Raw genomic sequence first — 13,420 nt, forward strand, 5'->3', positions numbered from 1 at the left:
GGGCCGGCGCGACGAGGCCGGCTATGTCGGTGGCGGCCGGGCGAACCCGTGGTGGGGCTGGGCCGCAGGCCAGACAGAGCGAAGGCCCGCCGGCGGCACCGGCGGGCCTTCACCCCTCACCTCACGCCGTGGGTGGCAGGTACACGTTCGACAGCTTGCCCGCCGCCGCGCGGTCGAGCAGCCACAGCGTCCTCCGCTGGCCGCGGGCGCCCGCCACGGGCACCTGCACCTCACCCGCGCCGGACAGCGCCAGCGCCACCGCGTCGGCCTTCGCCTCACCCGTCGTCATCAGCCAGACGTCGTGGGAGCGCCGGATCGCGGGCAGCGTCAGCGACACGCGCGTCGGCGGGGGCTTGGGGCAGTTGCGCACCGCCACCACCGACCGCTCGGTCTCGTACACCGCCGGCGACTCCGGGAACACCGACGCCGTGTGGCCCTCGCCGCCCAGACCCAGCAGGCAGATGTCGAACTGCGGCACGTCGCCGTGGTCCTCCGGCTGCGCGTTGTCCGCCAGCACCCGCGCGTACGCCGCCGCGGCCGCGTCCACGTCGTCACCGAACTCGCCGTCCGACGCCGCCATCGCGTGCACCCGCTTCGGATCGACGGGCACGTGGTCCAGCAGCGCCTGGCGGGCCTGCTTCTCGTTGCGCTCGTCGTCGTCCGCCGGCACGAACCGCTCGTCGCCCCAGTAGATGTCCAGCCGCGACCAGTCCACCGCGTCCCGGGCGGGGGAACGGCGCAACTGCTCCAGCACCGCGATCCCGGTGCCGCCGCCGGTCGGCACCACCGACACCGACCCCTTCGCGGCCTGGAGATCCACCAGGCGCGTCACCAGCCGGGCCGCCGCGGCCGCCGCGAGCAGCTCACCGTTCGCGTAGACCACCACTTCCGAGGAGCTCATCACGCGCCCGCCTTCGCCGGCTTCTTCGCGCCCGGCTTCTTGGCCGCCTTGACCGCGCCCGAGGCCAGCTTGTCCAGGCCCTGCAGCGACGCCTCGAACACCTCGTCCGGGTCGAGCCGCCGCAGCTCCTCGATCAGGCAGTCCTTGGTGTTGCGCCGGTGCAGGGCGATCCGCCGCGTCGGCTGGCCCGGCTGCATGAGCGTGCCCACCTTGCCGTCCGGCCGGTGCAGCGCGATCACACCCGAGCGGCGCTCCAGCTCCACCGACACGATGCCCTGCGCCGTCGTCGTCTTGACCCGGCGCACCGGCACCTTCAGGTACTCCGCCAGCCAGCCGGCCAGCAGCTCGGTCGACGGCGAATCGGCCTCACCGGTCACCGTCGCACCGGTGACCTTCTCGTACGGCGGCAGGTCCAGCGCCGCGACCAGCTGGGCGCGCCAGTTGGTCAGCCGCGTCCACGCCAGGTCCGTGTCACCCGGCACGTACGCCTTCCGCCGCGCCGACAGCGCCCTTATCGGGTTGCGCTCTGCCGCCGAGTCGGTGATCCGGCGCTGCGCCAGCTCCCCGATCGGGTCCTGCGCCGGCACCTTCGGGCCGGAGCTGGGCCACCACGCCACGATCGGCGCGTCGGGCAGCAGCAGCGGGATCACCGCGCTCTGGCCCTGCGATGCCAGCGGCCCGTACAGCCGCAGGATGATGACCTCGCTCGCGCCGGCGTCCCCGCCGACGCGGATCTGCGCGTCGATCCGGGCCGCGGCTGTGCGCGACCCGCGGGCCAGCACGATCACCCGGCACGGGTGCTCGCGGCTGGCCTCGTTGGCCGCGTCGATGTGGGCCTCCAGGTGCTCGCCGTCGTCGTCGACGATCACCAGCGTCAGCACCCGGCCGCGCGCGACGGCGCCGCCGCGCTCACGCAGCTCGACCATCTTCCGGTTGACCTGTGAGGTCGTGGTCGAGGGCAGGTCGATGATCACGGGCGCCTCCAGTTCCGGCCGCTGCGCTCCAGGACCTCGTCCGCGGTCTCCGGGCCCCAGGTGCCCGGCGCGTAGGGCTCCGGCGCGCCGTTCTTGGCCCAGAACTCCAGGATCGGGTCGAGGATCTGCCAGGACAGCTCGACCTCTTCGTTGACCGGGAACAACGACGGCTCCCCGAGCAGCACGTCCAGGATCAGCCGCTCGTAGGCCTCCGGCGAGGACTCGGTGAACGCGTGCCCGTAGCCGAAGTCCATCGTGACGTCCCGGACCTCCATCGTGGTGCCCGGCACCTTCGAGCCGAACCGCAGTGTCACGCCCTCGTCCGGCTGCACCCGGATCACCAGGGCGTTCTGCCCCAGCTCCTCGGTGGAGGTGTAGTCGAACGGCAGGTGCGGCGCCCGCTTGAACACGACCGCGATCTCGGTGACGCGGCGGCCCAGCCGCTTGCCGGTGCGCAGGTAGAACGGCACCCCCGCCCAGCGGCGGTTCTGCACCTCCAGCGACACCGCGGCGTAGGTCTCGGTGGTCGAGTCCTTCGCGAACCCGGCCTCCTGCAACAGCCCCGGCACCTTCTTGCCGCCCTGCCAGCCGCCGGTGTACTGGCCGCGCGCCGTGGTCTCGGCGAACGGCTGCATCGGCTTGGTGGCGCGCAGGACCTTGATCTTCTCCGCCCGCAGCGCGCGCGGCTCGAACGACAGCGGCTCCTCCATCGCGGTGAACGCGAGCAGCTGGAGGAGGTGGTTCTGGATCACGTCCCGCGCCGCGCCGATGCCGTCGTAGTACCCGGCGCGACCGCCCAGGCCGATGTCCTCGGCCATGGTGATCTGCACGTGGTCGACGTAGTTGGCGTTCCAGATCGGCTCGAACAGCTGGTTGGCGAAGCGCAGCGCGAGGATGTTCTGGACGGTCTCCTTGCCGAGGTAGTGGTCGATGCGGAACACCGACTCCTCGGGGAAGACGTCGTTGACGATCGCGTTGAGCTCCTTGGCGCTGGCCAGGTCGTGGCCGAACGGCTTCTCGATCACCACGCGGCGCCACGACTCGTCGTCGGAGGTCGCCAGACCCGAGCGGGCCAGCTGCTTGGTCACCACCGGGAACGCGCTGGGCGGGATCGACAGGTAGAACGCGGTGTTGCCACCGGTGCCGCGCTCGGCGTCCAGCTCGCGCACCGTCTGCGCGAGCCGGTCGAACGCGTCGTCGTCGTCGAACGTGCCCTGCACGAAGCGGATGCCCTCGGCGAGCCGGTTCCACACCGACTCGCGGAACGGGGTCCGGGCGTGCTCGGCGACCGCGTCGTGCACGAGCTGCCCGAAGTCCTCGTTCTCCCAGTCCCGCCGCGCGAAACCGACCAGCGAGAACCCGGCGGGCAGCAGGCCGCGGTTGGCCAGGTCGTAGATCGCCGGCATCAGCTTCTTGCGGGAGAGGTCACCGGTGACGCCGAAGATCACCAGGCTGGACGGCCCGGCGATCCGCGGCAGCCGCTTGTCGCGAGGATCCCGCAGCGGGTTGTGCCACGCCTTACTCGTCACTCGGCCTCCTGTACGGCGCGCATCAGTTCGGCCAGGCCCGCGGCCCGGTCGGTCAGGTGCAGCCGCAGCACCGGACGGCCGCGCTCGGTCAGCACCTGGCCGTCGCCGAGCGCCTGCGCGTGCTGCAGCTGGCCCAGGGTGTAGGGCCGGTCCGGCACGTCGAGGTCGTGCTCGTTCGCGCCGGTGATCTGCAGGAAGATGCCGTTCTGGTGACCGCCCTTGTGGTACTGGCCGGTCGAGTGCAGGAACCGCGGCCCCCACCCGAAGGTGGTCTGCAGCCCGGTCCGCTTCGCCAGCTCCGGACGCAGCAGCGCCGCCGAGGCGTCGTCGAGCCGGTCCAGGTAGGCCTGCACCGCGAGGTAGCCGCCCTCCGGCGCGGTCGCCAGGAACTCCCGCAGCACGTCGGACAGCGAGCCGTCCCCGGACACCCCGGCCGGGGCGAAGATCTCCACCGCGTCGTCCACCGCGCTCGGCGTCTCGCCGCCGGACAGCTTCGACGGGTCGTCCAGCAGCGAGCGGGCGGCCTTCTTCGCGGCCTCCACGTCCGGCTGGTCGAACGGGTTGATCTTCAGCAGCCGCCCGGCGATCGCGGTGGCGAACTCCCACAGCAGGAACTGCGCGCCGAGCGAGCCGGTGGTGCCGACCTTGGCGGCGCCGGTGACCGGGCCGATCGCGACCGGGGTCGCGTCGGCGCCCGCGTCGGCGAACCCGGGCGCGGCCGGGCCGTCCACGGCGACCGGCAGCAGGCCGGTGCCGAGCTTGCCGGTCGACTCGGCGATCAGCTGCTCGGCCCAGTCGGCGAACCCGGTGATGCCGGACCCGGTGTCGGCCAGCACGACCTTCTCCGCGCCCGCGTTGTGCGCGGCGCCCCACGCGGCGGCCAGCTTGACCGCCGGGTTGTCCGCGCTGTCCTCGCCGAGCACCTGCGCGGCCGCCGCGGCCTGGTCGAGCAGCCGGGCGATGTCCGCCCCGGCCAGCCCCGCGGGCACCAGCCCGAACGCGGTGAGCGCCGAGTAGCGCCCGCCCACGTGCGGGTCGGCGAGGAACACCTTGCGGTACCCCTCCTTCTCGGCGAGCTCCGACAGGGGCGAGCCCGGGTCGGTGACCACGATGATGCGGCGCGCGGCGTCGATCCCGTTGTCGGCGAACGCCTTCGCGAAGATCCGGCGGTGGCTGTCGGTCTCCACCGTGCCGCCGGACTTCGACGACACCACCAGCACCGTGCGCTGGAGGTCACCGGCGAGCGCGTCGGCGACCTGGCCCGGGTCGGTGGTGTCCAGCACGGTCAGCGCCACGTGCTCGGTCGCCGCGATGACCTCCGGCGCGAGCGAGGAGCCGCCCATGCCGGCGAGGACGATCCGGTCGACGCCCTCGCCGCGCAGCTCCTCGCGCAGCGCCTCGATCTCGCCGATCAGCGGCCGCGACGACTTGTGCAGGGTGGTCCAGGACAGCCGGATCGAGGCCTCGGACTCGGCGTCCGGACCCCACAGGGTGGGGTCCTGCGCCGCGACCTTGGACGCGACCTGGCCGGCGACGAGCTCGCCGACCAGCGGAGCCGCCCGCGCGGCCAGCTCCTCGTCGCTGATCGTGACGGTCAGCTCTTCCCCCACCACGGCGTCAGCCCTTCGCCTTCTCGAGCTGGCCGGTGACGGTCTCCAGCAGCTCGGCCCAGGACTTGTCGAACTTCTCCACGCCCTCGTCCTCCAACGTGCGGAAGACGTCCGGGATGTCGATGCCCACCGCGGCGAGCTTGTCGAACACCTCCTGCGCCTGCGCGCCGGTGCCGGTGACCTTGTCACCCTCGACCTTCGCGTGGTCGGCGGCGGCGAGCAGCGTCTTCTCCGGCATGGTGTTGACCGTGCCGGCGACGACGAGCTGGTCGACGTAGCGGGTGTCCGAGTAGGACGGGTCCTTCACGCCGGTGGAGGCCCACAGCGGGCGCTGCGGCCGGGCGCCGGCGGCGGCCAGGGCCTGCCAGCGGTCGGTGGCGAACAGCTCCTCGTAGGCGGCGTAGGCGAGCCGGGCGTTGGCGATGGCGGCCTCGCCGCGCAGCGCCTTGGCCTCGTCGGTGCCGATCGCGTCCAGCCGCTTGTCGATCTCGGTGTCCACCCGGGACACGAAGAACGAGGCGACCGACTCGATGGTGGCCAGGTCGTGGCCGTTGGCCTTGGCCTGCTCCAGGCCGGCGAAGAAGGCCTCGATCACCTTGCGGTAGCGCTCCACCGAGAAGATCAGCGTGACGTTGACGCTGATGCCCTCGGCCAGCGTCTTGGTGATCGCCGGCAGGCCCTCCTCGGTGGCCGGGATCTTGACCAGGATGTTGGGCCGGTCGACGGTCTTCCACAGGTCCTGCGCCTCGGCGGCCGTCTTGTCGGCGTCGCGGGCCAGGCGCGGGTCGACCTCGATGGACACGCGGCCGTCCACCCCGTTGGTGCGGGTGTAGACGTCGCGGAACAGGTCCGCGGCGTTGCGCACGTCGGTGGTGGTCAGCTCGCGCACGACCGCGTGGACGTCGGCGCCGCGGGCGGCCAGCTCGCGCACCTGCTCGTCGTAGGCCTCGCCGTTGGACAGGGCGTTGGCGAAGATCGTCGGGTTGGTCGTCACGCCGGTCACGTGCCGGTCGCGGATGAGCCCGGCCAGGTTGCCGGAGTTCAGCCGTTCGCGGGACAGGTCGTCGAGCCAGATGGACACGCCGGCCTGGGTCAGCTGAGCAAGGTTGTCGCTCATGACTTCATCCCCTTTTTCGGTGATCAGGAGTTCTTGGTCTTGGCGAGCGAGCGGCGCGCGGCGTCGACCACGGCGTCGGCGGTGAACCCGAACTCGCGGAACAGGGTCTGGTAGTCGGCCGAGGCCCCGAAGTGCTCGATCGAGACGATCTCACCGGCGTCGCCGACCCAGCGGTACCACGGCTGCGCGATGCCGGCCTCGACCGACACGCGGGCCTTCACCCCGCTGGGCAGGACCGACTCCCGGTAGGACTCGTCCTGCGCCTCGAACCACTCGACGCACGGCACCGACACGACCCGCGTGGGCACGCCGTCGGCCTCCAGCGTCTTGCGCGCCTCGACGGCCAGCTGGACCTCGGAACCGGTCGCCATCAGCACGACCTCCGGGGTGCCGGAGGAGGCGTCGGCGAGCACGTAGGCGCCCTTGGCGACCTTGTCCGCGGAGGTGCCCTCGAGCACCGGGACGTTCTGGCGGGTCAGCGCCAGGCCCGACGGGTGGCGCTTGTCCTCCAGCGCGGCCTTCCAGGCGCCGGCGGTCTCGTTGGCGTCGGCGGGCCGGACCACGTTCAGGCCCGGGATGGCGCGCAGCGAGGCCAGGTGCTCGATCGGCTGGTGCGTCGGGCCGTCCTCGCCCAGGCCGATCGAGTCGTGCGTCCACACGTAGATGACCGGCGCGTGCATCAGCGCGGCCAGCCGCACCGGCGGGCGCATGTAGTCGCTGAACACCAGGAAGGTGGCGCCGTACGGGCGGGTGCCGCCGTGCAGCGCGATGCCGTTGAGGATCGAGCCCATGGCGTGCTCGCGGACACCGAAGTGCAGCGTGCGGCCGTAGGGGTTGGCCTGCCACATGCCGGTGGAGGCCTTCTCCGGGCCGAACGAGTCGGCGCCCTTCATGGTGGTGTTGTTGCTCTCGGCCAGGTCGGCCGAACCGCCCCACAGCTCCGGCAGCACGTCGGCCAGCGCGTTGAGGACCTCACCCGAGGCCTTGCGGGTGGCGATGCCCTTGGCGTCGGGCTCCCAGCTGGGCAGCTTCTCGGCCCAGCCCTCGGGCAGGTCGCGGGTGGCCAGCCGGTCGGCGAGCCGCTTGCGCTCCGGGTTGGCGGCGGCCCACGCGTCGAAGCGCTCCTGCCAGGCGGCGCGCTCCTGCTTGCCGCGCTCCAGCGCCTTGCGGGTGTGCTCGAGCACCTCGTCGTCGACCTGGAAGCTGCGCTCCGGGTCGAAGCCGAGGATCTCCTTGACCGCGGCGACCTCGTCGGCGCCCAGCGCGGCGCCGTGCGCCTTGCCGGTGTTCATCTTGTTCGGCGCCGGGTAGCCGATCACGGTGCGCAGCAGGATGAACGACGGGCGGGTGGTCTCCGCCTTGGCCGCCGCGATGGCCTCCTCGATCGCCACGACGTCCTCGCCGCCCTCGACGACCTGGACGTGCCAGCCGTAGGACTCGTACCGCTTGGCGGTGTCCTCGGACAGCGCGATGTTGGTGTCGTCCTCGATCGAGATCTTGTTGTCGTCGTAGATGACGACCAGGTTGCCCAGCTCCTGGCGGCCCGCGATGGACGACGCCTCGGAGGTCACGCCCTCCTCGATGTCGCCGTCGGAGGCGATCACGAAGATGTGGTGGTCGAAGAGGCTCTCGCCGGGGGCGGGCTCGGGATCGAGCAGGCCGCGCTCGCGGCGGGCGGCCATCGCCTTGCCGACCGCGTTGGCCAGGCCCTGGCCCAGCGGGCCGGTGGTGGTCTCCACGCCCTTGGTGTGCTGGTACTCCGGGTGACCCGGGGTCTTCGAGCCCCACTTGCGCAGCTGCTTGAGGTCCTCCAGCTCCAGGCCGTAGCCGGCGAGGAACAGCTGGATGTAGAGCGTCAGGCTGGAGTGCCCCGCGGAGAGGACGAACCGGTCACGCGCCGGCCACTCCGGGTCGCTCGGGTCGTGGCGCATGATCCGCTGGAAGAGCGAGTACGCCACCGGCGCCAGGCTCATCGCGGTGCCGGGGTGCCCGCTGCCGCAGTTCTCGACCGCGTCGGCGGCCAGCACCCGGACGGTGTCGACCGCGCGGGTGTCGAGGTCGGTCCAGTCGGCGGGCAGGTTCCGCCGCAGCAATGGGTTGTTCTCGCTGATGGAGGCGATATCGGACACTGAACTCGAACTCCCCGTCCTTCTCGGTGACATCTTCTGTTCGCAGGGGTCTCGCGCGCGCAGGCTCCACTCATCTCAATCGATCCGGAAGAGACGATATTCCTGCTAGCGGGCGTGCGCACGACCACAAGCGCAACCCCGGGCGCCAGCCTAGTAGGTCGGGTACCCGGCGCCTCCGGGGCCGACACACGCGGCCGGGGCACCCCGGTGCGCGCGGGGTGCCGACCCGGCGATTACGATCGGTTGCGGTGCCGGGCCGCCCTCGGCGCCACCGAATCTGACTCAGGGAGCGGAATTGTCGTTGGTGAACGCTGCGCACGGGCGCAGTGACAGCACCAGCGCTGTCGACCCCGGAGGCGAGCGCCCGCGCGGTCTGCGGCGCGTGAGCCGGATCGTCGGCGCCTACGTCGCCCTGACCAAGCCTCAGGTCATCGAGCTGCTGTTGGTCACCACCATCCCGGCGATGTTCCTCGCCGCGCGCACGATCCCGTCGCCGTGGCTGATCCTGGCGACGCTGGTCGGCGGCACCATGGCCGCGGGCAGCGCGAACGCGCTCAACTGCGTGATCGACGCCGACATCGACAAGGTGATGAACCGGACCAAGCGGCGCCCGCTGGTGCGGGACTCGGTGCCCCGGCGCAACGCCCTGGTGTTCGCGCTGGCGCTGGGTGCCGGTTCGTTCGCGATGCTGTACTTCACGGTGAACCTGCTGGCCGCCGTGCTGGCGATCGCGACGATCCTGTTCTACATCTTCGTCTACACGCTGGTGCTCAAGCGGCGCACGGCGCAGAACGTGGTGTGGGGCGGGGCCGCCGGCTGCATGCCGGTGGTGATCGGCTGGGCCGCGGTCACCGGCACGGTGCAGTGGCCGGCGTTCGTGATGTTCGCCGTCATCTTCTTCTGGACACCGCCGCACACCTGGGCGCTGGCCATGAAGTACAAGGACGACTACGAGCGCGCCGGCGTGCCGATGCTGCCGGTGGTCGCCACGGCCGAGCACGTCGCCCGCCAGATCCTGATCTACTCGTGGGTCATGGTCGGCTGGACGCTGCTCCTGCTGCCCGCGACGAGCTGGCTGTACGCGAGCTTCGCGGTGCTGGCCGGGTCGTGGTTCCTCTTCTACGCGCACCGCCTGTACTCCGGCGTCAAGCGCGGGGTGGAGACCAAGCCGATGGCGCTGTTCCACCGGTCGAACACGTACCTGATGATCCTGTTCTGCGCCCTCGCGGTGGACTCGGCGATCGGCCTGCCCACGCTCGGCCTGCCGTTCTGACGCGCGGCCGGGAATTCCCGGGCGTCGGCCTTCGTTGATCCCAGGCCGACCAATCACCCGAACGCCGAAAGTGGGTTGCTCTTGTCCGTGGCTGGGGACCGCCAACCAGACAACGCCACCGACCTCCAGCGCGAGCAGGACTACGTGTCCATGCTCTACCGCAGGCTCGACGCCGAACGCGAAACCACCGAGCGCCGCCTGGAGCGGGCGCTGCGCTCCCCGGGGGAGACGCCGCAGGAAAGCGCCGAGCGGGACGCCGCCAGCAGCCTCCACCACGAACGGCTCGCGCAGCTCGGCTCGGTCGAGCAGGGCCTGTGCTTCGGCCGGCTCGACTTCCACGACCAGGCCGGGCCCGCCTACATCGGCCGCCTCGGGCTGTTCGACTCCGACGGCGACTACGAGCCGCTGCTGCTGGACTGGCGCGCGCCCGCCGCGCGACCGTTCTACCTGGCCACCGCCGCGTCGCCGGAGGGCGTGCGGCGCCGCAGGCACATCCGCACGCTCAGCCGCAAGGTCGTCGGCCTCGACGACGAGATCCTCGACCTGCGCGCGGCCGACGGGCAGCAGGCCGACCTGGGGCCGGGCCGTGAGGCAGCCCTGCTGGCCGCGCTGGAGCGCAAGCGCACGGGTGAGATGGGCGACATCGTCGCCACCATCCAGGCCGAACAGGACGACATCATCCGCGACGAGCTGGGCGGCGTGGTCGTCGTGCAGGGCGGGCCGGGCACCGGCAAGACCGCCGTGGCCCTGCACCGGGCCGCCTACCTCCTCTACACCTACCGCCAGCAGCTCGCCTCGCGCGGTGTCCTGGTGGTCGGCCCGAACAGCACGTTCCTGCGCTACATCGGCCAGGTCCTGCCCTCGCTCGGGGAGACCGGCGTGCTGCTGTCCACGATCGGACAGCTGTTCCCCGGCATCCGGGCGCGCGGCGCGGACAGCCGGGAGGCGGCCGAGGTCAAGGGCCGCCCGGTCATGGTCGACGTCCTCACCCGGGCCGTCGCCGACCGCCAGCGGGTGCCGGAGGAGAAGTTCGAGGTCGCCTTCGACGACGACGTGCTGGTGCTGGACCCGGACGTGGTGGAACGGGCCCGCGACAAGGCCCGGCGCACCCGCCGTCCGCACAACCTCGCGCGGCGCGTGTTCGTCGACGCGATGCTGGACGCGCTGACCGAGCGGGCCGCCGTTCGCATGGAGGTCGACCTGTTCGAAGGGGTCCCCGACATCCCGCTCGAGGCGGGCGAGGACCCCGACGCGCCGGTGCTGGACGCGGGGGATCGGGTGGAGATCCGCAAGGAGCTGTCCGAGTCCGGCACCGTGGCGGCCGCGCTCGACGAGCTGTGGCCGAAGCTCACCCCGCAGCGGCTGCTGCGCGACCTGTTCGCCGACGCCGGCCGCCTGCTGTCCGCCTCCGACGGGCTGCTCTCCGACGACGACCGCGGCGCGCTGAAGCGCCCGGCCCGCTCGCCCTGGACGCCGGGTGACGTGCCGTTGCTCGACGAGCTGGCCGAGCTGCTCGGCGAGGACGACGCGGGCGAGCGCGAGGCCCGCGAGCGACGGGAGCGCGAGGAGCGCGCCTACGCCGAGGGTGTGCTCGACATCATGGACCAGGACGAGGAACTCCTGGACGAGGACCAGATCAACATCGCCGACATCCTCGACGCCGAGCTGTTCGCCGAGCGGCAGGAGCGCAGCAGCCACCTGACCGCCGCGCAGCGTGCCGCGCGCGACCGGACCTGGACGTTCGGGCACGTCATCGTGGACGAGGCGCAGGAGCTGTCGGCGATGGACTGGCGGCTGCTGATGCGGCGCTGCCCGAGCCGGTCGATGACCGTCGTCGGGGACGTCGCGCAGACCGGCGCGCCCGGTGGCGCGTCGTCCTGGCGGGACATGCTCGGCCGGTACGTCGGGGACCGCTGGCGCCTGCGCGAGCTCACGGTCAACTACCGCACGCCGGTGGAGATCATGAACCTCGCCGCCGAAGCCCTGCACGAGGTCGATCCGCGGCTGCGGGTGCCCACGTCGGTGCGGGAGACCGGGGTGCCGCCGTGGCGAGCGCCGCTCGGCGAGCGGCCGCTGGCGTCCATTGTGGACGAGGAGGTGGCGGCCGCGGACGGCGGCACCGTCGCGGTGCTGGTTCCCGCGTCCCGGCTCGGCGCGGTCCGGTCCGAACTGGACGGTCACGGCGACGCGGTGTCGGTGCTGACCGTGGCCGAGGCCAAGGGACTGGAGTTCGACGGGGTCGTGGTGCTCGCGCCGGAGGAGATCGTGGCCGAGTCGCCGCGCGGGTGGAACGACCTGTACGTGGCGTACACCCGTGCCACGCAACGACTCGGCATCTTGTACTCCGCCGGACGGCCGACGTCAACGCCCGGTTAAGGTGTCGCCATGCGTAACGCTGGCAAGATCGTGCTCGCGGCGGCAGCCGCCCTCGCTCTCGGGGCCTGCGCGCCCGACCAGGACCCGTCGTCCTTCCCGCCCGGTGGCGGCCCGACCTACCCGGCGCCGGAGCCGGCTGGGGCGTCCGCGAGCGCCTCGGCGGGGCACGGCACGGGCAGCGCCGCGCACGAGTGCACCGCGGACGACATCACCGTGAGCGGCGAGTTCGGCAGCAAGCCGACGATCACCATCCCGGACGACTGCGGTGCGCCGACCAAGCTGCTGACCAAGGACCTGAAGCCGGGCACCGGCGCCACCGCGCACGCCGGCAGCACGCTGCAGATGGACTACGACCTGGTCACCTGGTCGGACAAGGTGGACCAGCAGAACTCGTTCGGGTCGGCGCCGTTCTCGTTCGCGCTCGGCGAGGGCACCGCGATCCCGGGCTGGGACCAGGGGCTGGAGGGCATCAAGCAGGGCGGCCGCCGCCTGCTGGTCATCCCGCCGGACCTCGGCTACGGCGCGCGCGGCAACGGCCCGATCAAGCCGAACGAGACGCTGGTCTTCGTGGTCGACGCGGTGCAGGTCACGGGCTGACGTCCGGCGGCCGCCGCGCCGGCCCGGCGGCCGGTGGTGGCCGGGCCTCGTTCGCGTGGCCGGGATGGTGGCAGCGTCCGCTGGAGGGGTGGGCGGCGCCTGATCGCCGTCCGGAACGGAGTCTGACCATGGACGTGCGTGGTGCGGTCGCGGTGGTCACCGGTGCCTCGTCGGGCATCGGGGCGGCCACCGCGCTCCGGCTGCACGAGGCTGGTGCTCGCCTCGTGCTGCACGGGCGGGACGGCGACCGGCTTGCCGCGCTCGCCGAGCGTACCGGCGGCGTCGCCGTGCGTGCCGACTTCGCCGAGCCCGGCGGCGTCGAGGCCGCGGCCGCCGAGATCACCGCCCGGGCCGGCCGCGTCGACGTGCTCGTCAACAACGCCGGCCTGGGCTACGCCGGACCGGTGGCCGGCATGTCCGGCGCCGACGTCCGGCGGCTGCTCGCCGTGAACCTCACCGCGCCCGTCGAACTGACCCGCGCCCTGCTGCCCGCCCTCCTCGACCGGCCCCGCGCGGCAGTGGTCTTCGTCACATCCATCGCCGGCCGGGCGGGGGTGGCGGGGGAGTCGGTCTACTCCGCGACCAAAGCCGGGGTGGACGTGTTCGCCGAGAGCCTGCGGCTGGAACTGGCCGGGACCGGGGTGCGGGTCGGCGTCGTCGTGCCCGGTGTGGTGGACACCGAGTTCTTCGCCCGCCGCGGCCGTCCCTACCAGCGCCGCAGCCCCCGGCCGGTGCCCGCGGGCAAGGTCGCCCAGGCGGTGGTCGAGGCGATCACGGCCGAACGGGCCGAGCAGTACGTCCCGCGCTGGCTGAGACTGCCAATCGCGGTGCGCGCGACCGCGCCCTCGGTGTACCGTGCACTATCTGCCCGGTTCGGGGGTTCGAGCTGAGTTCCCGGAATCTTTCCGCCACTG

10 protein-coding genes are annotated in these 13,420 nt (G+C 72.4%); 4 read left to right on the forward strand and 6 right to left on the reverse strand.

The genetic code is table 11. The features are described 5' to 3' along the window. Nucleotides 1-121: 121 nt before the first annotated feature. Genes pgl through tkt form a run of 6 tightly spaced genes read right to left on the reverse strand, consistent with a single transcriptional unit; the run spans nt 122 to nt 8,260 of the window. The gene (gene pgl / locus D0D28_RS13275) at nt 122-901 is read right to left on the reverse strand and encodes a 6-phosphogluconolactonase (protein ID WP_116110779.1); all 780 of its coding nucleotides are present in this window, start codon (nt 899-901) and stop codon (nt 122-124) included. Further along, entirely contained in the window at nt 901-1,875 is a 975-nt protein-coding gene (gene opcA / locus D0D28_RS13280) for a glucose-6-phosphate dehydrogenase assembly protein OpcA (protein ID WP_116110780.1), read from the reverse strand. Before opcA ends, pgl begins: the two co-directional genes overlap by 1 nt. Then, a complete protein-coding gene (gene zwf, locus D0D28_RS13285) occupies nt 1,872-3,404 on the reverse strand; it encodes a glucose-6-phosphate dehydrogenase (RefSeq protein WP_094008072.1) in 1,533 nt (510 codons plus the stop codon). The genes opcA and zwf overlap by 4 nt, the downstream gene beginning before the upstream one ends. Continuing rightward, nucleotides 3,401-5,017: a glucose-6-phosphate isomerase gene (locus tag D0D28_RS13290; protein WP_094008071.1), complete on the reverse strand. Its 1,617-nt coding sequence runs from the start codon at nt 5,015-5,017 to the stop codon at nt 3,401-3,403. The genes zwf and D0D28_RS13290 overlap by 4 nt, the downstream gene beginning before the upstream one ends. A gap of 4 nt (nt 5,018-5,021) precedes the next feature. Further along, complete coding sequence (tal, locus tag D0D28_RS13295; RefSeq protein WP_094008070.1) at nt 5,022-6,131, reverse strand: transaldolase; 1,110 nt, start codon at nt 6,129-6,131, stop codon at nt 5,022-5,024. Nucleotides 6,132-6,154: 23 nt separating this feature from the next. Further along, nucleotides 6,155-8,260: a transketolase gene (gene tkt / locus D0D28_RS13300; protein ID WP_116110781.1), complete on the reverse strand. Its 2,106-nt coding sequence runs from the start codon at nt 8,258-8,260 to the stop codon at nt 6,155-6,157. 295 nt (nt 8,261-8,555) lie between these two features. Between tkt and D0D28_RS13305 the strand changes: the two genes are divergently transcribed. The 4 genes from D0D28_RS13305 to D0D28_RS13320 all read left to right on the forward strand — a co-directional run bounded on the left by D0D28_RS13305 (nt 8,556) and on the right by D0D28_RS13320 (nt 13,396). Continuing rightward, entirely contained in the window at nt 8,556-9,533 is a 978-nt protein-coding gene (locus D0D28_RS13305) for a heme o synthase (protein ID WP_094008068.1), read from the forward strand. A gap of 87 nt (nt 9,534-9,620) precedes the next feature. Then, nucleotides 9,621-11,909, forward strand: a complete 2,289-nt coding sequence (locus D0D28_RS13310; protein WP_116110799.1) for an AAA family ATPase — start codon at nt 9,621-9,623, stop codon at nt 11,907-11,909. Nucleotides 11,910-11,918: 9 nt separating this feature from the next. Next, nucleotides 11,919-12,506, forward strand: coding sequence for an FKBP-type peptidyl-prolyl cis-trans isomerase (locus D0D28_RS13315; RefSeq protein WP_094008066.1), 588 nt, complete (start codon nt 11,919-11,921; stop codon nt 12,504-12,506). A 128-nt stretch (nt 12,507-12,634) separates the two neighbouring features. Further along, nucleotides 12,635-13,396: an SDR family NAD(P)-dependent oxidoreductase gene (locus D0D28_RS13320; protein ID WP_116110782.1), complete on the forward strand. Its 762-nt coding sequence runs from the start codon at nt 12,635-12,637 to the stop codon at nt 13,394-13,396. The last annotated feature ends 24 nt before the right edge of the window (nt 13,397-13,420 follow it).

The organism is Amycolatopsis ruanii, from assembly GCF_003385175.1.
Lineage (GTDB): Bacteria > Actinomycetota > Actinomycetes > Mycobacteriales > Pseudonocardiaceae > Amycolatopsis_E > Amycolatopsis_E thermalba.